Source organism: Fodinibius sediminis (genome assembly GCF_900182555.1).
Lineage (GTDB): Bacteria > Bacteroidota > Rhodothermia > Balneolales > Balneolaceae > Fodinibius > Fodinibius sediminis.
Window position 1 is genome coordinate 121,574 of record NZ_FXTH01000002.1, and the last position, 21,595, is coordinate 143,168.

Sequence of the window (21,595 nt, forward strand, 5' to 3'; positions counted from 1 at the left end):
AACATCATTCACTGCCCGCCTCTGTAATTTCCAGGGCCACACTGAGTGCCTCTACAAGTGCTCCAGCCTTGTTCTTGGTTTCAATATACTCCTTATACGGGTCACTGTCGGCCACAATACCTGCTCCCGCCTGTATATAGACTTTGGAATCGGTTACGATCATCGTCCGGATTGCTATACAGGTGTCCATATTGCCGGAAAAGTCAAAATAGCCGACGGCCCCGGCATAAGGTCCGCGTTTTGTAGGTTCAAGTTCATCGATGATCTCCATCGCGCGGATTTTCGGGGCCCCGCTCACGGTTCCAGCAGGAAAGCACTGCATGAGTGCATCCACCGCCGTCTGATGTTCTGCCAATTGACCCTTTACATCCGAGACGATATGCATGACATGGGAATAGCGTTCAATAACCTGCTCACGAACAGGCTGAACGGTGCCGGGACGGCATACACGGGATAAATCATTGCGGCCCAGATCAACGAGCATCACATGTTCCGCAATCTCCTTGGGATCGTTTTTAAGATCCTCCTCCAGCGCCTGATCCTCCTGTTCTGTTTCTCCACGGGGACGCGTGCCGGCGATGGGCAGCAGCTGGGCTGTGTCATCCTGTACGCGAACCAGTACTTCCGGCGACGAACCGACCAGGGCAAAATCATCAAAGTCCAGGAAAAAGAGGTACGGGGAAGGGTTCACCATCCGGAGCGCCCGGTATAACATAAACCGGTCTCCCTCAAAGTCACTTTCAAACCGCTGCGATAGCACCACCTGGAAGATATCTCCCTCGTAAACATACTCTTTGGCCCGGCGAACCATTGATTCAAACTCTGATTGCTCAATATTGCTGGACAGACGTTCGGGATTTATGGAAAACGAATGGTCTGTCAGCGGGGCCGGGCGGCGAATCAGGTCTTCAAGCTCGTCGAGGCGGGCCTGGGCCTCCCCATACCGTTTCCTGACCGGGTCATCCCCATCAACAAACACTGTTTTAATGATAATGACCTGCTGTTTAACATGATCAAAAGCAAAGACCTCGTCATAAAAGGCCCAGATAGCTTCCGGTATATCAACATCCGATGCGGGCGGATGAGGCAGCTGCTCAACCTCTCGCACCGTATCGTAGGATGAAAAACCCACGGCCCCTCCCGTCAGCCGGGGGAGGCTGGGGAGTTTCGGCTCGCTGTGCTGAGTTGTCAATTCTTTCAGCGCTTCAAAATACGGCTGATCCAGGACCGATTTGCCGTCTTCGTTCTCCAGACTAACCTCGGCTCCGTCGTACTGCAGCACCTGGTACGGATCGCGGCCCAGGAAGGAATAGCGGGCCAGCTGCTCGCCTCCCTCCACCGATTCCAACAAGAAAGGATACCGGCCATTTTCCCTGAGTTTCAAAAATAAAGACACGGGGGTTAAAATATCAGCCATAAGCTGACGATATACCGGAATAGCGGTATAGCTACCAGCCAGCTCTTTAAATTTATCAACGTCCATATTCGTTTTGACTACCTCAAACTATTATCCAAATAAAAAACCCACTCCAGTTTCCTGCAGTGGGTTCTCAAAAGCTCTTTCAAAAAAATCTAACTCATAATGCTGCCACTGCCTGTATGTATTTCGCTACAGGCCACCACCAATTGCTGTTATTATGAGATATCTTTTCCATTTCGGAATGAATATAATAGCCGTATCAGCTAAAAGCAAAAAAGATTGTTTTTCAAAAATTAAAACCTTCCACACCTGCCCTACTCTCCGAATGCTTGCTTGTAGAACAGAACAGCCCCAATAATGATGCCTTTTAGTACAAAGGCTGAAAAGACCATCATGAGCCCGATTTCCTGGAATAACAGGATAAGCACGCCATAAAAAAGAAATAGTGCAATCTTGCCCTTGTATTTTTTTAGAGAATATTTGTCGAAGCTGGGGATTTTATCAAACGGTATTGTACTTACCATCAAAAATGAAAGCAGGATGATCAGGGGAACCAAAATAGTGTTCGGACCATATTTAAAGTCTGCGAAAAGATCCAGCCGGTTGTAAAAGGTGAGGTAAAAAGCAGCAATCATGATTGCCTGAGCGGGAATGGGCAATCCCTTGAAAAAATCTGTCCGGCTCTCCTGTACATCAACATTATAGCGGGCAAGCCGCACCGCTCCGCACAGCGGAGGCAGGGCACTCAGGATAATCCCGACAAAAGGCATCTCGCCCAGTCCGAAGCTGAAAAGCAGGAAACCGGGGGCCACACCAAAAGAAACCACATCGCTGATGGAATCGAGCTCAATGCCGAACTGGCTGGTGGCATTGGAGAGACGGGCCATAAAGCCGTCCAGTGCATCAAAGAGGCCTGCAAATACGATAAGCCACGCTCCAAAAAAAAGCCGGCCCTCTGAAATACTGATAATGGCCAGAAAACCACAAAAGAGATTCATCAGGGTGAAAAAGCTGGGCACCACAATGCGGGGAATCTGCTTGGAGGGACGATCCTTTTTTTTCTGTCTCCTGCGACGTCGGAATCGTTTCCACTTTTGTATAGGATATTTCATTTCACGAGTTAATCGTAGCTAAAATTGTCTTTCCGGCCACTGCTTTTTCACCTTCCGATACATTAATTTCCACATCAGCCGGAACAAGTATATCCATTCTTGAACCAAATTTCATCATTCCAAACCGTTCGCCTGCCCTTAGCTGATCACCCTTCTCAATATGATAGACGATTCGGCGTGCTAAAAAACCCGTTATCTGCCTGAAAAAAATCCTGGTATCGCTCCGGTGGCGTATTCCAAAATCTGCACGCTCGTTGAGTTCTGATGCCCGATGGTCCCACGCCATCAGATAGGCTCCCGGATGATATTCCAGATATTCCAGCTCGCCACCAACAGGAAGTCTGTTCACATGCACATCCAAAGGGGAAAGAAAAATACTGATCTGTGTGGCTTTACCCTGTATATAGTTCTCTTCCTCAACCTCCCTGACCAGCAGGATTTTCCCGTCCGCCGGGGAGAGTACGAAATTTTCTCCCTGGGTAATATCCCGATCAGGGTCTCTGAAAAAGTAGAGTATGAACATGACCAGCACCCCCATGAGGGCATAGATGAGATACGTGGACCAATGATCCAGGAAGGATGCCCCCAGGCTGACCAGGAAAGCAAAAAGTAAAGTAACAACGATCGTCGTGTATCCCTCGCGAGCAAACATAATGCTAGCCGAATTGTCTGAGAATGTCGTTAAAGGTAACGAAAATGAAAAGCGCAATAATCAGCAAAAATCCAATTTGCTGGAGCCACATCCGTACCTTCGGCGAAGGCTCCCGGCGGGTAATTCCCTCATATATTAAAAACATGAGGTGTCCGCCGTCCAGAACGGGGATCGGCAGTATGTTCATAATAGCCAGGGTAATACTTAGAAAAGCCGTGATATTCCAAAATCCGACCCAGCCTCCCCGGTCGGTAGCCTCCTTGGTGACATTAGCGATAGCAACCGGTCCGCCCAGACTTTCGCGGACAGCGATATCTCCTGAAAACATCTTACTGAAACCCTGTACAATACCCGTCAACGTAGCATTCGAGCGCTGTACGCCAACTCCCAGGGATTCGAACAACCCGTACTTAAAACGATCAATGGCAAACAAGCTGTCTGGATTCGGAGCATAAATACCCAGCTTGTTGTTGGCATTGGGCATTATGCTGAAAGCAAGTGTCTCTCCCTCCCGGTTAATCGTCATTGAGACTGAATCTTCGGAGGTGCTTATCAGCTGCACAGCCTCCGGCCAGTAGCGTACTGACTGCCCGTTAATGGAGGCAATGATATCGCCCCCTTTGAGTCCGGCCTCTTCGGCCGGACTTCCCGGCTGTACCCTGCTGATGCTGCTGGGCATTGCGTTGGCTAAACTAATGAGTCCGTCCTGTCCTATTTCATTCAGCATGCTGTCTGGAACGGGAACAGTGGCCTGCCTTCCGCTGCGCATCACCATGTAGCTAAGATCAGAAGAAGTCATGATCTCTGGAGCGAAAAGATCATTAAAATAGGCTACTTCCTCGCCGTTTACCCCGATCAGTTTATCACCGGTCTGAAAACCAATCTGATCGGCCAGTGACTCCTCGCTTACATAAATGCTGTTGACGCTGTCCAGCCTAATCTTGGTTTCACCCGTACTGTAGGCCAGTCCCGCATAGATAAAAACGGCCAATATCATGTTAAAGATAACCCCGGCTGTTATCACCACTATCCGCTGCCAGACCGGCTTGCTGCGAAATTCCCAGGGTTTGGGCTCCTCTTCAAGATATTCGGTATCCATGCTTTCATCAATCATCCCCGATATCTTGACATAGCCTCCCAGCGGTGTAGCCCCGATACAGTAGTCGGTCTCCCCTTTTTTAATACCAAAAATCCGGGGCGGAAATCCCAGTGAAAAGCGCTCTACACGCATTCCAAAAAGCTTAGCCGCTAAAAAGTGCCCCAGCTCGTGGAAAAAAACCAGAATAAGCAGGGCTGCAGCAAAGATTGCAAGTGTTGATAATAATCCTAAAATCCATTCCATGAAACTTAGCTATACTGTTTAAATGGTTTGTGCCAGATTCCTGGCCTTTTCATCAATTATTTTTAGTGTATCCAACGAAAGTGTTTCTGAATTATTTAACTGGACCAAACAGCGTTCAATTACTTTGGGTATGTGAGTATAGGTAATTTCCTCCTTTAAAAACCGGGCAACAGCCACTTCATTGGCTGCATTTAGTATGGCAGGTGCTGTACCTCCCGTCCTGGCGGCTTCCAATGCCAGTTCCAGGCAAGGAAACCGATCGTAATCAACGGGTTCAAACGTCAGTTCAAACGCCTTGTGCCAATCCAGTCGCGGAACATCCAGCATTTTTCGCTCAGGATACGTAAGTGCGTATAATATGGGGACCTTCATCGTGGGAGGTCCCAGCTGGGCTTTACTCGATCCATCATTGAACGTTATTACCGAGTGTACAATGCTCTGGGGATGAACCACTGCTTCGATGCGCTCCAGGGGGATATCAAACAGCCAGTGAGCTTCAATAATTTCGAGTCCCTTGTTCATCATGGTTGCCGAATCAACCGTTATCTTGGAGCCCATAGACCAATTCGGATGGTCAAGGGCATCATCAACGGTAATCTTTTCCATTTCCTTCTTGCTCCAGGTGCGGAAAGGTCCTCCACTGGCAGTGATAACAAGCTTTTCAACCTGCTGCACGGGTTCACCGACCAGGCACTGCAGCATGGCACTGTGTTCGGAGTCCACGGGAATAAGCTGATCGGGCTGCTCACTAATAAGTTCACGAACCAGTGCACCGCCCACCACCAGCGATTCCTTGTTTGCAAGGGCTACCTTGTTACCTGATTTCAATGCCGCCACTGTAGGTTCGAAGCCGGCGTACCCCACCAGGCTGTTTAAGACAATATCCGCTTCGTCCAGGGTAGCCAGCCGCAACAAATCTTCCCGGCCGCCAAGCAGGGTGGTCTCGGAATGACTGACAGCATGCTTAAGAGAAGAAAAACCCGCTTCCTCAGCCAGCAATGCGTATTTTGGTCGAAACTCATTGACCTGCTCCGCCAGTTGCTTCCAGCTGTTATTACAGCTCAGCGCCAGTACCTGAAACTGATCCGAATGCTGACGTATAATCTCCAAGGTCTGGCTGCCGATGGAGCCGGTAGAACCAAGTATGACAATGTTTTTTTTAGAACTCAATGGTACGATGCTTCAAATTCAAAAGACCCCCGAAGATAGATAAAAACCGATAGAACTCAGAATAGAATTCCATCTTCGGATAATTGCGCACCACCCTGGCAATTCAGGATGCCCAGGCAAGCGCTTTTTTATACATCTCAGCATGAGCCAGCACGGTTTCCTTTACGGTTGGCGCATAGCCACCTGAAAGCAACAGCACCAAGGGTATCCCCTTTTCGACAACGGTTCGAATAACAACCTCATCCCGGTTTTGCAGTCCCTTCATCGAGAGCGAAAGCCGCCCGAAATGATCGTCTTCAAGAGGATCTATCCCTCCCAGATAAAAAACAAGATCCGGGTCAAACTGACTGAAAATATCATCAAGGGCATCACCAAGCGTACGTAAATAAACCTTGTCTCCCGTCTTGTCGGGCAGTCCGATATCAAGCGAAGAGGGGGGCTTTTTAAATGGATAGTTTTTCTCCCCATGCATTGAAAACGTGAACACGTCTTGATTATTTTCAAATACTTTGGCAGTACCGTTACCCTGATGCACATCGCAATCGAGCACCAAAATGCGTTTTGCCCACATCGACTGCTGCAGTACTTTTATGGCAACGGCTACATCATTAAATACGCAGAATCCCTCTCCAAATCCGGGCATGGCATGGTGCGTCCCCCCGGCCAGGTTGCCGGCGATACCATCTTCAAGCGCCATCAGTCCGGCATTAATCGTCCCCTGTACCGCCAATCGAGATCGCAGTGCCAGCCGTCTTGACCAAGGCAGTCCCAGCCTGCGCTGCTGCTTTCTATTCAACGTACCCTCCATAATTCCATGAACATACTCCCGCGTGTGCACAGTGAGCAGGCTGGCCACGTCAACAGGAGAAGGAGCCACAACATTTTCTGGATAAATAAGCTGCTGCCCGGTAAGATAGCGGTGCAAACCCGTGAACTTTTTCATCGGGAACACATGACCTTCCGGCAGAGGAGCATAATATGCAGGAGCGTAGGAAACTCTCATGGAAGCTATCTTTTGATCCGTATCAATGCCATCATGCGGCCGCTTTCCTCCCCTTCCCTGCGATAGGAGTAGTAATCCCGGGACCCGGCAACGGTACACTCACCGCTAACCTCGATATGCGAGTCTTTTAGTCCCTCAGACCGAAGCTGGTTTCGGATAAATCCTTTCAAGTCGACATGGGGCTTGTGATAAGTGTCCCAGTCGACAAACGGGGAAGGAAACTGTTCGGCCACCTCTGGACCCACTTCAAAATTTTCCAGTGAAATACAGGGACTGACAAAGGCCCTGAGGCTTTTGCTTGCCGCTCCCCGGCGTTTCATCATCGCTAAGCCCCGGGGGATAATCTCCGCTACCGCCCCGCGCCAGCCGGCATGGAAGGCCCCAATAACCTGACTGGAGGAATCCCATATCAGCACGGCCGCACAATCGGCTACCTGTATGGCTAGAGTCAGCCCCGGGAGCGTTGTTATCAGTCCGTCCGTGGATGCATAGGTCCCGTCATCAGTGACTACCTGTACCCTGCTGCCGTGTACCTGATCAGCCAATGCCACCCATTTCGGATCAATACCCAGATCTTCAAAAAGCAGCAGTCGATTCCGGGCAACTACGGATTCCTCATCCTGCGTATTAAAGCCTAAATTAAGCCCTTCTACGCGGCTGCCGGCCAGGCTGTGCCCCTGATTCTTTAGCACGAACCAGGCCTCCACCCGGTCGTTTTCAACCGCAGTGTGCGGGATGATATAGGAAAAATCACTGCTGGAAATGTTCATGTAACAACTTCCGTATGTTATCAATGGGAAACGGCCGGCCCGTCCAGAGTTCAAAAGATCGACTGCCCTGCTGAATCAGCATCTCCAGCCCACCGATCGTTGTCGCTCCAGCCTTTTCAGCCAGTGCCAGAAACTTCGTTTTCAGCGGGTTGTATACGACATCATAACAAATACGGCCGGCCAGAAACTCCTGTTCAGCGTCCTTGACCGGGGAAGTGTCAATTCTGGGATCCATTCCCAGGGGCGTAGTATTCACGATAAGCACTGCTTCATCCGCATAGGATGTCCACTGGTTATACGAGATGAGCGTTACGTTTTCCTCCCGGTTAAAGGAATCAATGCGTCCCGGCCGGCGGGACACCAGGTACAGCTCTTGCATTCCCAGGGAGGAGAGAGCGGTGACGATAGCCCGGGCAGCCCCCCCTGTTCCAAATATGACGGCACGTCCCCCTTCAAGCCTATCCGCATGGTCCTGCAGCGGGGCCAAAAAACCGAAAACATCCGTATTGAAACCCTGCAGCTGGAATCCTTTCTTCACAATGGTATTGACAGCCCCGACCGATCGGGCCTCAGGATCAATGGTATCCAGGTAGTCTCCAATCACCTGCTTGTAAGGGATGGTGATATTGGCACCCTGGAAAGTTTCCCGGTTGAGGTAGGAGGCCAGCCGGCTCAATTCGGCCGATTGAATTTCGATGGCATAATACCGCGCTTCCATACCGTAGTGTTGGAGTGCCGTGTTATGCATCAGTGGAGAAAGGCTATGCTCCACCGGATTACCAAACAGCACATAATGGGGGGCATGTACCTTTTCACTTTTCAGAAACGATGAGAGTGTCATATAAAGAAGAAACAGGTTGGCAAAAAAAATGCGCACCTTTCTGCAAGTGCGCATTTAATTCTTAAATTTATACCCCTTTTACGCGGCGGCTTCCTCTTCTTCTGCTTCTACAGCAGCTTCCATTTCAGCAATTGTAGCATCCGCTTTTTCCTTGAAGGTATCGGATTCAACTTCTTCTTTAAAGCGCTGTAGATCTTTCTTCATCTGTGCCGGCAGTCCCTGGATGAACTTGGCCAATTCCTCATCAGGTTCGCCATAAAATGTACGATAATCAAGACTAAAGTCGACGCGCGTACGTTCTCCGTTATCTAGTGGAGTAAACCGAATCGTTCCGGTCTGATTTAAGTTTCCATTGATAGTAATCCACGCAAACCGGGTATTCCGTAAATTATCGATGATATTTGTGGTCCATTCAAACTGCTCTCCTCCCATCTGGGTAGAAAATTCAAACGTTTGAGAGTTTACTTTTTTAACTCGATCAATTCGTTCAAAGAAGTGTGGAAAGTAGGTAGGATCACTTAAATATTCATAGACTTTGGCCAGTGGCAGATCAACTTCAATTCTTTCGTGCGCCATAATGTATATACTTCAAGATTGGTTAAAGTTACTAATTGAAACGATAAGAGAGATAATCCAGTTTTAAAGTAGGATTCACCCACAATGCAATAAATTTACGCATTTTTGGCCTTATCAGCAATTAATTATGCCCTTAATTTTAAAGTTTTTTCAACCGTTACTCCGAGACATCTATCAGCTGCCCGAACCTGATTCATGAGTATCCCCTGGCAACAGTCCGATCATAGCCTGTTTACCTATGGCCTGGCCGGGAAAAGGGTCTGGACCTGCCTCCAGATTAACTGCTGCACCTGTTGCGGGGGTTTGGTGGCATCAACCGTAAAAAACCGCTCCTCCTTGTCAGCCATCCGGTCAAAGCCCTCGATCACCCTGTTGAAAAAGGTATCTCCCGCCTGCTCCATACGGTCTTTATAGGTTTCGGCCATGCGTTTTTTGGCCTCCTCCAGCGGAACCTTCATGTAGATGGTGAGGTCGGGCGTGCGTTTGTGGCTGGCAATCCTATTGATATATTCAATCTCCGTGAGAGGCATTGACGATCGCCCATACCCCTGGTAGGCGGTTGTCGAATCATAAAAACGATCCAGAATCACCACAGCCCCTTCCTGCAGGGCCGGCAATACCTTCTCCGACACCAACTGAGAACGGGCTGCAGAAAAAAGGAGCAGTTCTGTAATGGGATCCACAGAATAATCGGGATTCAACAGGATTTCCCTCACCTTCTCCGAAACTTCAGGTCCGCCGGGGTCACGAAAAACCCTAACCTCGGCCCCCTTGGCTTCCAGATGATTTGTCAAGTGAGTAATTTGAGTTGATTTTCCACTCCCGTCAATTCCTTCAAAAGTTATAAACACAGGTCCCTGGATTTAATCCGATTTGAAATTTCAGAGAGGAATATAACAATCATCTCTCTCCCAATGAATTGATTTATAAGATAGGACTCTGACACCTTGGAAACATGAATAGTCGACAATCAGCCGGCGTCAAATGCCGTATTTATCCAGTTCGGGCGGCTCCTTGTCGAGCGCAATAGCCAGGGCGATATACACCAACAGCGAGGTTCCGGAGCCGGCGAAGAAAGCAAAAATAAAAAGAAAACGGACCACTGTTGTACTGATACCGAAATATTCTGCCAATCCACCGCATACGCCGGCCAGCTTTTTGTTCGAGCGTGATTTATACAATTTTTTCCGCTGCCGGAAAGCATAACGATCAAACTGATACTTGTCGTCGGAGAATCGACGGTTGCCTCCCTTGCTACTGAGATCGTTATCAAGTTTGTATGCCCCTTTTTTCTGTTCGGTCGACTCAAAATCATAGGTACGCTTTTTGCGCTCTTCTTCCCTTTTCTTTTTTGCCTGTTTCTCTCTCTTGCGATCGCCCACGAAAAAGCCGAAGCCAACCAGGGTAACCAAAATCCCGCCGATGAGCGGCAGAAACTCTACAAATCCTGCCAAATCGGGCCCTACTCCCAGCCCAAGGATCGCCTGGATCATATACACCATAACAACCAGCAGCATCGCTATACCTGCTATTGTCGCAAAATTCCAAATATTGGCCGGACGCTCCTGTTCTTTGTCATCCATGAATTCATTCAAGGTCTGCTGGAGTTCATGCTCCTCAAAGTCCATGAATGAAGCAGAAGACTGCGTGCCTGATTTTTGTCTTGTTTTAGATGCCATAATATTTTACCTCCTAACTTACCCCCGTTTACGAAGATCTCGGAACATTGTTACAAATAAAATGCATCATTGCCGATAAATAATACGTTTTTCTGTAATGATTTTATCCAGCGGCACATCATAGTCTTCAGTAGGTAAGCAGGATACGATATTCTGTTCGAAACAAAGGCCGATTGTCGGGCAGGAAACCCCTTTCAGAAATCGATCATAATATCCACCGCCATACCCTATGCGGTGCCCCCGCTCGTCGCCGCCCACCATCGGTACGATGACAAGATCTAATGCCCCCGGTTCGGCCTGCCGCCCACTTTTAGGCTCGAGAACCCCCCATTTATTAGGCCGCAGGTCATCAAATGATCGCAGTCCGATGTGAGAAAGCCTCTCATCCTCGAAATGAGTTACAGGCACTACGACTCTTTTTCCCTGCTCGATCATCATTTTTATCAGGACATGCGTGTTGACCTCCCGCCGGTCATTCATCGAAACATAGCAGTGAATCACGCTGGCAGACCGGTACTCCGGCTGCTGCTGAAGCTCCACGGTAATCTCCCGGGAAAATCCCATAAAGTCGGCTCCGGAAATGCGGGCACGCCTTGAACACAGCCTTTTACGCAACTTCTCTTTGGACTGCCCGGCTGCCATCGTCACAGTTTAATTACTTTATGCTGATCAAACGTCTCCTGCTCATCCAGCGAGGCGAGCAGCTCATCCCAGATATCAAGGCCAAATTTGTTCATAAAATAGATAGCCGCAACCGATCGCTCCTGCAGGTTGTCGCGGGGAAACAGATTCTGCTTAATTCTTCGTATCCGGTTTAACTGAGTCTGATCCTGCTGCTTTACCGCACGATAGACCTTGCCTTTTAACTTGTCGAGTTCACCAAAATAAACGGCTGTAGCCTTTCCCGCTGCCCCTTCCAGTGTGGGGTCAACGGTGGCCACTTTCTTTTTCTTTGCCCGGGCCAGCTCGCCGACCTTCTCCTTCCATTCCGAAAAAATAGCTTCGATATCCATTTTCTCCGTATGCTCAACATAGGCTGCGTCGAGATCCTCAATACGATTGGCGTATTCATGAAATTCAAAGGGCAATTCATCAAATATACGGTCAACCGCCGGTTCAACAAGGGTCGCAGACAGGCGGGGATAGATTATGGGCATTTTTGCATCAAAGCGCGCATAAAGCTGTTTCATCTGCCCATAATAAGCGAGTTCTCCCGGCCCGGCCACATAACCAAGAGTTGGGATCAGCTTATCCTGCATAATGGGCCGAAGAAAAACATTGGGTGAAAAAAGTTCCGGATTTTCCTCCACCTCCTGCAGCAGCTGTTCCCTCGTCCACTGATGCCCCTGCTCCGTGGCCCACCCTTCGGTACTGGCGTTGATCTTCAGCCGGTTGCCTTCACCAGAAATATAAAAAAGGTTGGAATCATACAGGGTCACCTGCTGATGAAACTGTTCCTTCATCCTGCCGGAGGGTCCTTCCAGTGCTTTCCGGATATCCTCTGCATCCTCAACAGACTGGTACACCACTCCTTTTACAAACTCTTTAATCCCCGGATCATTACTTCCGGCCAGCACCAGTCCATGCCTGGAAAAAAGCCGGCTGATAAAATTGCCAAACGCCCCTGCATAGGTTGTGCCGGGGTAAAAACAATGATCCAGCAATTCCCAGACCGCCGATGAAAAATCAGTCTCATATAAATCAGATCGCATGGCATTGCGCAGCTGTTCAAGTTCACCGGGAATCTTCATCTCAGCAACCGGCGGCAGCGGAAATGAGCGGGAGGGCAGCTCATAGGTTTGCAGCTTGCCATCTCCAGGCGCATAAACCGAACGCACCTCTTCATAATCGTGATCTTCATCAGCAAGCCAAAAGACCGGGATGACCGGCCGATCAAGCTGAGCTTCCATCTGCCGGGCAATATGGATAACGCTAATCGTTTTTAGCACGGTATACAGCGGCCCGCCGTAGAGCCCCAGCTGTTGTCCCGTAACCACAGCCAGCGCGTCATCCTGCTGCAGGCGATCCAGGTTCTGCAGTGCATTCTCGTGAAGATCATAGGGATCGTTAAAAGCACGGAGAAGATCCGTCATTTGCCGGCGGTCTCCCCGATACTGGTGCTGTCGGGCTTTCGCTTCTATCTCCTCCCTGTCAAAGGGATTGTAGTCATAAAACGCATCGACCCGGGAAAAGTCTGAAATGTATGTTTTGAAAAGGCTGGAAAATGGAAGGTGTTCAAAAGACCTGTTTATTCTCTGCAATGTTTTAACTTTTAAGCTTCTGGATTTCATCACGCAGGCGCGCCGCTTTTTCATAGTTCTCGGTATCGATAGCCGTTTGGAGCTCACTCTCGAGTTTTTCCAGTTTGCTCATCTCCTCGCTTTGCTTCTGAGCTTTGGGCGTGGCCCCCAGCTCTCCCTCATGCTCGGTATCAGAGACGATACCCGCCTCATCCAGAATTTCACTGTCAACGTAAATCGCAGCGTCAAAACGTACGGCAAGAGCTATGGCATCACTGGGACGCGCATCCTGCTCCCGTTCATTACCATTGTCATCATAAATGATCTTTGCAAAAAAGGTTCCTTCACTCAAATCATTAATAAATACCTGCTGCACTTCTGCGCCAAAGGCCTGGATCATATTTTTCAACAAATCGTGTGTCATCGGACGCGGAGGCTTTATGTGCTCGAGCTCAAGTGCGATAGCCTGCGCCTCGAACGTACCGATAATTATGGGCAGTCGGCGGTTTCCGTGTTCTTCTGTAAGGATTAATGCGTAGGCTCCTCCGCTGCTGGGGCTGGTGGAGAGCCCTAAAATGTCCATCTTGATTTTATCCAAAGCTTTATCACTTACTTTTTTAAATTCTTGATATGTACGAATACAAATTTACAGATTTTTCTTGTACCCGTAAACTTTATCGCACTTATTCTTAAACGGATTTCATCTGTACTTTGTTAGGTTGATAAAGAGAATTAATAGGACGAGGTTGAGTTATGATACAAAAAATAAAATCCCCCCAAATTAATTCCATCAAATGGGGAAAAATTTCAACGGGCGACGGGCACGAATACAAGGATGCCAAACTCTTTCCCGGCGGTTCGCGCGAATGGGACTGGAATGAAACGGGCACCCACCACCGTCCGGGCATCCAGCCGGCCGATGTGGAAGAACTGTTGCAGCACGGGGCTGAAGTCGTTGTCCTTTCCAGGGGCTTTCACGAACGGCTGCAGACAAGCAGAAAAACCGAAAATTATTTAAAAGAACGGAACATTCCTTATCATGTACTGGAGACCGAAGCTGCAGTTCAAAAGTATAATCAGCTACGCGAAGAACAACCTGCAGGAGCTCTGATACACTCCACCTGCTAACCATTCAAGGGTGCCTGAAGGCCGAAAAACACCTGCTGTTTATAACCATTTTAAATAGTAAAACCCCTCGGTGGGCTGTATGTTTTGAATGTAATATATCCTATATTCACTGCCTTAATTTCCATTGACATTATGAACGTTGGCCCCTAATTTCCGACTGATTCAAATAAATTGATCTTAACCAATGCTCTCTAATTATATACCGATTATAATTCTGGGTGGAATTGCCATTGTTCTGGCCATTCTACTGATGACGCTTTCCAAAGTCCTGGGTCCCTCCCGCCCCAATAAAACCAAGCTCCAACCCTATGAGAGCGGCATGGATCCGGTTGGAGAGGCAAAAGATCGCTATTCCATCAGTTTTTACCAGGTGGCCATCGCATTTATTATTTTTGACCTGGAAGTTGTCTTTATCTATCCCTGGGCGGTTCGTTTCCTCGACTTTGAGTTCGGAACGCTGGTTTCGATGATCGTCTTTATTTTAGAGCTTTTCGTCGGTCTTGTATACCTCATTAAAAAGGGTACACTAGACTGGGACATGAAAAAAGGAATGTTTAATTAATTTAATCTAGCCTGTAACTATATGGGTATTGAAAGTTCACTTGGTGATGGTTATTTCACCACAAAAATTGATTCTCTGACAAACTGGGCCCGCTCCAATGCTGCCTGGCCCATGCCGATGGGACTGGCCTGCTGTGCAATCGAAATGATGGCTTTTGCCGGCCCGAAGTACGATGCAGCCCGGTTTGGGTCAGAAGTGATGCGTTTTTCACCCCGCCAGAGCGATGTTATGATTGTTGCAGGCTGGGTCAACTATAAGATGGCACATGCGATCCGTCGTATCTGGGACCAGATGCCCGATCCGAAGTGGTGTATCGCCATGGGCGCCTGCGCTTCTACGGGCGGCATGCATCGCTGCTACGGCGTTGTTCAGGGATGTGACAACTTCCTGCCGGTGGATGCCTATGTTTCGGGCTGTCCTCCCCGTCCTGATGCCCTCTTGCATGCCCTGATGAAAATCCAGGACAAAATTCGCACTGAACACTCTGTAATGCTCGATACTTAATATGGATTTAGAACTGTCTGAAACACTTCAAAATGTTGTCGATGGGCTGTCCGAGGATTTTACGGATTCGTTCATCGAGGTCTATCAGTCCTCCGGTGATACCTTCATTCGCGTGGAGGTGGATGCGATCATTGATATTTGCCGATACCTGAAAAATGAGCATCATTTTATTTACCTTAGCGATGCCTTCGGCGTAGACCGCTTTACCTCCAATGAACGCTTCGAGGTCGTCTATAACCTGGTTTCCCTTCGCGCGCGCCAGCATCTTTTTGTAAAAGTACGCCTGCCGGAAGAAGGGCCGGTTCTTCCTTCAGTCACCGGGATCTGGAAATCGGCAAACTGGATGGAGCGTGAAATATACGACATGTTTGGGATCAGGTTCACAGGCCACCCCGATTTCCGCCGAATTTTCATGCCCGAGGATTTCGACTACTACCCTCTTCGCAAAGAATTTCCACTGTTGGGTATTCCAGGTTCCATCGAATTGCCAAGCACAACGCCTGACCCCGAATAGTTATATTTATGGATACAAAACGTCTCTCCAATCAATTTGAGCCAAAGTTCTTCAAGGAACACCAGGAAAAGCTGTATCAGGCCCTGGAAGACAAGCACACCACCGTCGAGATGATGGACGAGGACGATCCGCTCAATACGAAGATGGTCCTTAATATGGGTCCTCAGCACCCGGCGACGCACGGAGTGCTCCGATTAATTCTTCAACTCAACGGTGAGCTTATTGAAAAAGCCAAGGTTGATGTCGGTTACCTTCACCGGGGAGTGGAGAAGATTGCCGAAAACAAAACATACCAGGAGTTCATGCCCTACACCGACCGCATGGACTACCTCTCCCCCTACAGCAATAACGTAGCCTTGTGTACGGCTGTCGAAAAAATCGCCAATGTTGAAGTACCCGAACGTGCGCATTACATCCGGATGATCGGTTGTGAACTGGCACGGATTTCATCCCATTTAATTTGGCTCGGAACCATGGTAATGGATGCGGGAGCTGTCTCCTATTTTATCTGGGCATTCAGAGAACGGGAAAAGCTGCTCGATATTTTTGATCAGCTCACCGGCCACCGCTTTACGGTATCTCATGCACGTATCGGCGGAGTGGCCAATGACATCACGGATACGGCCATGGCCATGATTAAAGAATTTGTAAACACCTTCCCGAAGGAGCTCAAGGATTGGCACAAGACGCTCGACCGGAACCGTATTTTCTTTGACCGTAACAGGGGCGTCGGTGTTTTGGATACGGAAGATGCCCTTGAAAGCGGGGCAACCGGACCTACCCTGCGGGGCTCGGGTTATGCCTATGATATTCGCACCGTTACCCCCTATGCGCGCTACGAGGAGGTGGAGTTTGAAGTCCCCACTCGCCTGGAAGGTGACAACCTGGCCCGCTACTATGTGCGCATGGAAGAGATGCACGAAAGTATTCGCATCATCCGACAGTGCCTGGAGAAACTTCCCAAGGGTCCCGTACGAACCGACAATGCCAAGCAGGCCTACCCTTCCAAAGACGAAGTATATTATTCCATGGAAGGCATGATACATGACTTTATGATGACTGATACAGGCATCTGTCCGCCCGAAGGCGCTGAAGCTTATCACGCTGTTGAGGCCGCCAAGGGCGAACTGGGATATTATATTCAAAGTGACGGTTCAGGACATCCCTGGCGTATGAAAATAAACTCACCCTCCTTCAAGAATCTCCAAATTTTAGAACAGATTCTGGAAGGCGAGATGGTTGCAGATACCGTCGTAATCATTGGGGGCGTTGACCCCGTAATGGGAGAATGTGACAAATAATTTTATGGCAGAACAAGAACTAGCTTTTACACAAGAAGAATTAGACGAAATTGAACGGATTAAGGCCAAATTCCCAACCGACAAAGCGGCGACGCTCCGGGTCTTGTGGGTTGCACAAAACAAGTACGGTCATGTAAAGCCAGAAGTGCAAAACCTGGTGGCCGACACCCTGGAGGTTCCGCGATCTCACGTACACGGGGTAGCCAGCTTCTATACCCAGTATTACAAGGAAGAGATGGGGAAGTTTGTACTTGATGTCTGTACCTGCCTGAGCTGTCAGCTCTGTGGAGGGTATGAGATACTGCACCACCTGGAGGATGAACTGGGTATCAAAGCCGGTGAAACCACCGATGATGGGCTGTTCAGCATCCAGGAGGTAGAATGCCTCGGGGCCTGTGGATATGCTCCCATGCTGCAAGTGACCAACGGGGTTTATGCCAACAACCTGACCAAGGAGAAAGTTGATAAACTCATTGAGAACCTGCGCAACGGCAACCTGCCTGAATTTGAATCGATGGTAATGCGTCAAAACGAAAAACGTAAGAAAGCGGTATCATAATAATGATTGAAGACTGGAAATCATACGAACCACTGCTCATCCCTGACATTCCGAATCTTCATAAAATTGATGTCTACGAAGAAAACGATGGTTACAGCGCTCTTAGAACAGTGCTCAATGACCAGGAGAAATGGTCGCGCACGGATGTGACCAATGAAGTGAAAGCAGCAAATATTCGCGGACGAGGCGGTGCCGGCTTTAATGCAGGGCTCAAATGGAGTTTTATGCCCGAACCGGATGATCGTCCCCGCTACCTTGCCTGCAATGGTGATGAGTCGGAACCCGGAACCTTCAAAGACCGCAATATCTTTGAGTTTAACCCCCATATCTTTATCGAGGGTGCTTTGATCGCCGCCTACGCGATGTCCGTTGACACCATCTATGTCTACATACGCGGAGAATATATCGACTGGGTCCATATCCTGGAACAGGCTGTTGAAGAAGCCTACGACCGGGGGTACCTGGGAAAAGATATTCTGGGCAAAGGAATTGACATTGACCTACACGTCACCTACGGCGCCGGGGCTTACATCTGTGGAGAGGAAACGGGCATGCTCGAATCGCTGGAGGGCAAACGCGGTTACCCTCGTGTTAAACCGCCCTTCCCTGCCCAGAAAGGTCTCTGGGGAAATCCTACCACTATTAATAACATTGAAACGCTTGCCAATGTCCCGCTCGTAATCAACAACGGGGCCGAATGGTATCAATCCATTGGCGCAGAGGGACACAATGGACCTGTGCTATATGGCATTTCCGGACATGTGAATAAACCCGGTGTCTACGAGTACCCGGCGGGAATGTCTGTCGAAGATCTTATTTACGAAGTTGCCGGTGGTATCCGGGGCGGCAAAAAGCTGAAGGCACTTATTCCCGGTGGAACCTCAACCCCTGTGCTGCGCGCCGATCAGCTGGAAGGCGTAAGCATGGACTCCAACTCGCTGCGCGACGCCGGGTCCATGATGGGAACGGCCGGAATGGTGGTGATGGATGAGGATACGGATATGGTAGACCTGCTGTGGCGCATCAGCCATTTTTTCCATCACGAATCCTGTGGACAGTGCACCCCCTGCCGGGAAGGAACCGGATGGCTCGAGAAGGTACTGCTCAAAATCAAGAACGGCGAAGGAGAAATCAAGGATCTCGACCTTTTGCTTGATGTCACCACCCAGATGGAAGGGCGTACCATCTGTGCTCTTGCTGATGCTGCGGCATGGCCTGTGCGACATACGATTAACCGGTTCAGGGATGAATTTGAAGCCCGCTGTAAGAAGTCGGTGCATGCAGTAGCATAAGTACTGAGTTTTGTATCCTATCCGGGATAAACGTTCAGATATCCCGGCAGTCGGGAGTGAACATACATATACCTTCATTGGTACAAATTCGAAATTTGGACATTACAGACGCCTTAATGCGTCTCTGAATTCATAAACAGAAGATCGATGCCTGAAGTATTTATAGATAACGAACGTTACGAATTTGAAGGAGACCAGATGGCCCTCCAGTTCATCCTCGATCTGGGGATGGAGGTGCCTTTTTTCTGCTACCATCCCTCCATGTCAATTCCGGCCAACTGTCGGCAGTGCATGGTTAAAGCCGGGCAGTATATAAAAGATCAGGAGACCGGGGAATATGAACTGGATGACGACGGAAATCGAAAGATTCGCTGGTTTCCCAAGATGCAGACTTCCTGTGCCCTTAAACTGTCCGATGGAATGGTTATTCAGACCCAGGAGACATCGGAAGAAGCCGAACGTGCACAAAAGGATACGCTTGAATTTCTGCTGATCAATCACCCGCTCGACTGCCCCATTTGCGACCAGGCCGGCGAGTGTCCGCTTCAGATTCAAACCTATAAATATGGACCTGAAGGCAGCCGCTTTGAAGTAAAGAAGGTTCACAAGCCCAAACGTGTGCAACTCGGACCACGAGTCACCCTTGACGCCGAGCGGTGCATTAACTGTACAAGGTGCGTCCGTTTTGCCGATGAAATAAGTGGCAGCAAGCAGCTGACAATTGTTTCCCGGGGAGACAAAAATTATCCAATGACCGCTCCGTCGGAAACCTTCGACGATCCGTATTCCCTCAATACCGTTGACATATGCCCGGTCGGTGCCCTCACCTCTACCGATTTCAGGTTCAAGGCCCGGGTCTGGGAAATGAATCAGACCCCAAGCATTGACATTACCAACGGGAAGGGCTGCAATATAGATCTGTGGACCCGTGACAACGAAGTACTGCGCATTACTCCGCGTCACAACAGTGAAGTCAATGATTACTGGATGCCCGATGAAGGACGTAAAGCATTTGAACAGTTTAACAACAACCGTGTATCCCGTCCGTCTGTCAAACTGGACGGCGACAATCACTCCAATACCTCCTGGAATAACGCCATTGAAACTTTTGCCGAAGCCCTGGAGGCGCATGCCCCCCAGGAGCTGCTTCTAATTGGCAGCCCGCACGCCTCGGTTGAAGAAAATTATGCGTTCAATAAGTTTTTCAACCTGCTGGGTGCCTCAACCGCCAAATTCATCCCCCACCTCATCTCCGGCTACGGCGATGACTTTCTGATTACAGACGACCAGGCCCCCAACACCAATGGATGCCGTCTGATCAGTCTGGAAGAAACCGACAGTGCCGGAATCAAAACAGCAGTCGCTGAGGCTGAGGTGGTAATTATCCTCGCGGATGACCTGGTGGGACGCGAAGCTCTTTCCGCTGATGATTTGTCGGCTAAATATACCGTATCCCTGGCTACCAACAAGACCCTGACAACCCGGGCTTCCGACCTGGTTATCCCTATTACCTGTGTGGCCGAGCATGCCGCCAGCTATGTGAATGTGGATGGACGCATACAGCGCTCTTTCCCTGCCAAGGAGACCAAATACACGAATCGCAGGCTGAACCTGGAGATGTCTGAAGGTCGTCTTGATCGATACGGGACCAATTTCGACAACTGGGTCAAAGAAGAACATAAAATTGACTGCCTGCCGGCATGGGAATTCCTGAATCACCTGGCAGATCGGCTTGGACTGGAATTTCAGTATGATCATTCCCGGACCATCTTCGCCGAACTCAGTGACCAGATTGAATCACTTCGTGGTGTCACCTACGAACGGATGGATGATGAACAAGGCGTTCAGCTTCCCATCGAACAGAATGAAGTAACACAAGCGTAAATACAAAATCATTACATGGAGCCTGTAACTACAACATCATATATTGTTTTAGGAATTGCGCTGTTTATGCTGCTCAACTCAGCAGCAATAGCCGTTTATGCTGAACGACGTGTTTCAGCCTTTATTCAAAACAGACTCGGCCCCAACAGAGTGGGGCCACTGGGGCTTTTCCAACCTCTGGCAGACGTTGTAAAACTCCTGCTCAAAGAGGATGTAACACCTGCCAAAGGATTCAAAACAATTCACGCCATAGCCCCCGTCATTCCTGTGGTTACGGCGCTGATGACCGTGGCTGTCATCCCTTTCGGCGATGGCCTCTATGTAACCGATATTAACGCCGGCGTGCTCTACCTGCTGGCTGTAAACTCCCTCGGGGTGTATGGTGTTACCCTTGGCGGATGGGCCTCCAACAGCAAATATTCCCTGCTCGGCGGGCTTCGTGCCGCAGCCCAGATGATAAGCTATGAACTGCCCATGGGCATGGCTATTGCCTCCTGTATTTTATTCGTTGGATCGTTGAGCATGATAGATGTCGTTAATTCCCAGGAATACTGGTGGAATCTGTTTCGAAATCCCATCGGGGCCGTCATCTTTATTGTTGCTGCCTTTGCTGAATCCAACCGAACTCCTTTCGACCTGGTTGAGGCCGAGCAGGAACTTGTCGGTGGTTTTCATACCGAATACAGTTCCATGAAGTTTGGAATGTTCTTTTTGGCTGAATACATGCACGTTGTTATCGGAAGCATGCTGATAACAACTTTCTTTTTCGGTGGATATCACCTCCCCTTTGCCGGCTATTGGCTGCCCGAAATGGGATCAACGGCAAAAGCCATTCTGGATGTTTCCGTCTTTACCCTTAAAACGGTGTTTTGGGTCTTCACCTATATTTGGGTTCGGTGGACGATACCGCGCTTTAAATATAACCAGGTTATGAAACTGGGCTGGAAACGAATGCTACCGATCAGCATCGCAAACTTTATTGTGTTGGCAGTGCTTATCTATGGCTATTACCACCTGTAGGTAAGCGTACAGGGGTTACACATTCC

23 protein-coding genes are annotated in these 21,595 nt (G+C 49.1%); 9 read left to right on the forward strand and 14 right to left on the reverse strand.

Annotation, left to right across the window (positions count from 1 at the left end; genetic code table 11):
- Nucleotides 1-4 precede the first annotated feature (4 nt).
- The 14 genes from trpE to FN808_RS02660 all read right to left on the reverse strand — a co-directional run bounded on the left by trpE (nt 5) and on the right by FN808_RS02660 (nt 13,403).
- Complete coding sequence (trpE, locus tag FN808_RS02595) at nt 5-1,483, reverse strand: anthranilate synthase component I (RefSeq protein WP_142712992.1); 1,479 nt, start codon at nt 1,481-1,483, stop codon at nt 5-7.
- Between the two features lie 251 nt (nt 1,484-1,734).
- Nucleotides 1,735-2,532 carry a CDP-diacylglycerol--serine O-phosphatidyltransferase gene (gene pssA, locus FN808_RS02600; protein WP_142712993.1) on the reverse strand — a complete coding sequence of 266 codons (798 nt, stop codon included), beginning with the start codon at nt 2,530-2,532 and terminating at the stop codon, nt 1,735-1,737.
- A gap of 1 nt (nt 2,533) precedes the next feature.
- On the reverse strand, nt 2,534-3,184 hold the full coding sequence (locus FN808_RS02605; RefSeq protein WP_142712994.1) for a phosphatidylserine decarboxylase family protein: 651 nt from the start codon (nt 3,182-3,184) through the stop codon (nt 2,534-2,536).
- Nucleotides 3,185-3,188: 4 nt separating this feature from the next.
- On the reverse strand, nt 3,189-4,526 hold the full coding sequence (gene rseP / locus FN808_RS02610) for an RIP metalloprotease RseP (RefSeq protein WP_142712995.1): 1,338 nt from the start codon (nt 4,524-4,526) through the stop codon (nt 3,189-3,191).
- 18 nt (nt 4,527-4,544) lie between these two features.
- The gene (locus FN808_RS02615; protein WP_221929884.1) at nt 4,545-5,696 is read right to left on the reverse strand and encodes a 1-deoxy-D-xylulose-5-phosphate reductoisomerase; all 1,152 of its coding nucleotides are present in this window, start codon (nt 5,694-5,696) and stop codon (nt 4,545-4,547) included.
- Nucleotides 5,697-5,799: 103 nt separating this feature from the next.
- Nucleotides 5,800-6,699: a histone deacetylase family protein gene (locus tag FN808_RS02620; RefSeq protein WP_142712997.1), complete on the reverse strand. Its 900-nt coding sequence runs from the start codon at nt 6,697-6,699 to the stop codon at nt 5,800-5,802.
- Nucleotides 6,700-6,704: 5 nt separating this feature from the next.
- Nucleotides 6,705-7,469 (reverse strand): peptidoglycan editing factor PgeF, encoded by a 765-nt coding sequence (gene pgeF, locus FN808_RS02625; RefSeq protein WP_142712998.1) that lies wholly within the window; start codon nt 7,467-7,469, stop codon nt 6,705-6,707.
- Nucleotides 7,450-8,364, reverse strand: a complete 915-nt coding sequence (locus tag FN808_RS02630) for a shikimate dehydrogenase (protein WP_142712999.1) — start codon at nt 8,362-8,364, stop codon at nt 7,450-7,452. Before FN808_RS02630 ends, pgeF begins: the two co-directional genes overlap by 20 nt.
- 24 nt (nt 8,365-8,388) lie before the next feature.
- A complete protein-coding gene (locus FN808_RS02635; protein WP_142713000.1) occupies nt 8,389-8,886 on the reverse strand; it encodes an SRPBCC family protein in 498 nt (165 codons plus the stop codon).
- A 236-nt stretch (nt 8,887-9,122) separates the two neighbouring features.
- Nucleotides 9,123-9,737 (reverse strand): dTMP kinase, encoded by a 615-nt coding sequence (gene tmk, locus FN808_RS02640; RefSeq protein ID WP_142713001.1) that lies wholly within the window; start codon nt 9,735-9,737, stop codon nt 9,123-9,125.
- A 129-nt stretch (nt 9,738-9,866) separates the two neighbouring features.
- On the reverse strand, nt 9,867-10,565 hold the full coding sequence (locus FN808_RS02645; RefSeq protein WP_246068265.1) for a PspC domain-containing protein: 699 nt from the start codon (nt 10,563-10,565) through the stop codon (nt 9,867-9,869).
- Nucleotides 10,566-10,631: 66 nt separating this feature from the next.
- Complete coding sequence (locus FN808_RS02650) at nt 10,632-11,207, reverse strand: 5-formyltetrahydrofolate cyclo-ligase (protein WP_142713002.1); 576 nt, start codon at nt 11,205-11,207, stop codon at nt 10,632-10,634.
- Between the two features lie 2 nt (nt 11,208-11,209).
- A complete protein-coding gene (gene bshC, locus FN808_RS02655; protein ID WP_185958215.1) occupies nt 11,210-12,826 on the reverse strand; it encodes a bacillithiol biosynthesis cysteine-adding enzyme BshC in 1,617 nt (538 codons plus the stop codon).
- Between the two features lie 4 nt (nt 12,827-12,830).
- Nucleotides 12,831-13,403 carry a bifunctional nuclease family protein gene (locus FN808_RS02660; protein ID WP_142713004.1) on the reverse strand — a complete coding sequence of 191 codons (573 nt, stop codon included), beginning with the start codon at nt 13,401-13,403 and terminating at the stop codon, nt 12,831-12,833.
- Nucleotides 13,404-13,558: 155 nt separating this feature from the next.
- Between FN808_RS02660 and FN808_RS02665 the strand changes: the two genes are divergently transcribed.
- The 9 genes from FN808_RS02665 (at nt 13,559) to nuoH (ending at nt 21,569) form a co-directional block, all read left to right on the forward strand.
- Nucleotides 13,559-13,933, forward strand: a complete 375-nt coding sequence (locus tag FN808_RS02665) for an Mth938-like domain-containing protein (protein ID WP_142713005.1) — start codon at nt 13,559-13,561, stop codon at nt 13,931-13,933.
- 184 nt (nt 13,934-14,117) lie between these two features.
- Nucleotides 14,118-14,495: an NADH-quinone oxidoreductase subunit A gene (locus tag FN808_RS02670; RefSeq protein ID WP_142713006.1), complete on the forward strand. Its 378-nt coding sequence runs from the start codon at nt 14,118-14,120 to the stop codon at nt 14,493-14,495.
- 21 nt (nt 14,496-14,516) lie between these two features.
- On the forward strand, nt 14,517-14,999 hold the full coding sequence (locus tag FN808_RS02675; RefSeq protein WP_142713007.1) for an NADH-quinone oxidoreductase subunit B: 483 nt from the start codon (nt 14,517-14,519) through the stop codon (nt 14,997-14,999).
- 1 nt (nt 15,000) lies between these two features.
- Entirely contained in the window at nt 15,001-15,513 is a 513-nt protein-coding gene (locus FN808_RS02680) for an NADH-quinone oxidoreductase subunit C (RefSeq protein ID WP_142713008.1), read from the forward strand.
- 8 nt (nt 15,514-15,521) lie between these two features.
- Nucleotides 15,522-16,814, forward strand: coding sequence for an NADH dehydrogenase (quinone) subunit D (gene nuoD, locus FN808_RS02685; protein ID WP_142713009.1), 1,293 nt, complete (start codon nt 15,522-15,524; stop codon nt 16,812-16,814).
- A gap of 4 nt (nt 16,815-16,818) precedes the next feature.
- Nucleotides 16,819-17,373, forward strand: a complete 555-nt coding sequence (locus FN808_RS02690; protein ID WP_142713010.1) for an NADH-quinone oxidoreductase subunit NuoE family protein — start codon at nt 16,819-16,821, stop codon at nt 17,371-17,373.
- Between the two features lie 2 nt (nt 17,374-17,375).
- Nucleotides 17,376-18,665, forward strand: coding sequence for an NADH-quinone oxidoreductase subunit NuoF (gene nuoF, locus FN808_RS02695; protein WP_142713011.1), 1,290 nt, complete (start codon nt 17,376-17,378; stop codon nt 18,663-18,665).
- Nucleotides 18,666-18,812: 147 nt separating this feature from the next.
- Nucleotides 18,813-20,549, forward strand: coding sequence for an NADH-quinone oxidoreductase subunit G (locus FN808_RS02700; RefSeq protein WP_142713012.1), 1,737 nt, complete (start codon nt 18,813-18,815; stop codon nt 20,547-20,549).
- 15 nt (nt 20,550-20,564) lie between these two features.
- Complete coding sequence (nuoH, locus tag FN808_RS02705; RefSeq protein WP_142713013.1) at nt 20,565-21,569, forward strand: NADH-quinone oxidoreductase subunit NuoH; 1,005 nt, start codon at nt 20,565-20,567, stop codon at nt 21,567-21,569.
- Nucleotides 21,570-21,595: the final 26 nt, after the last annotated feature.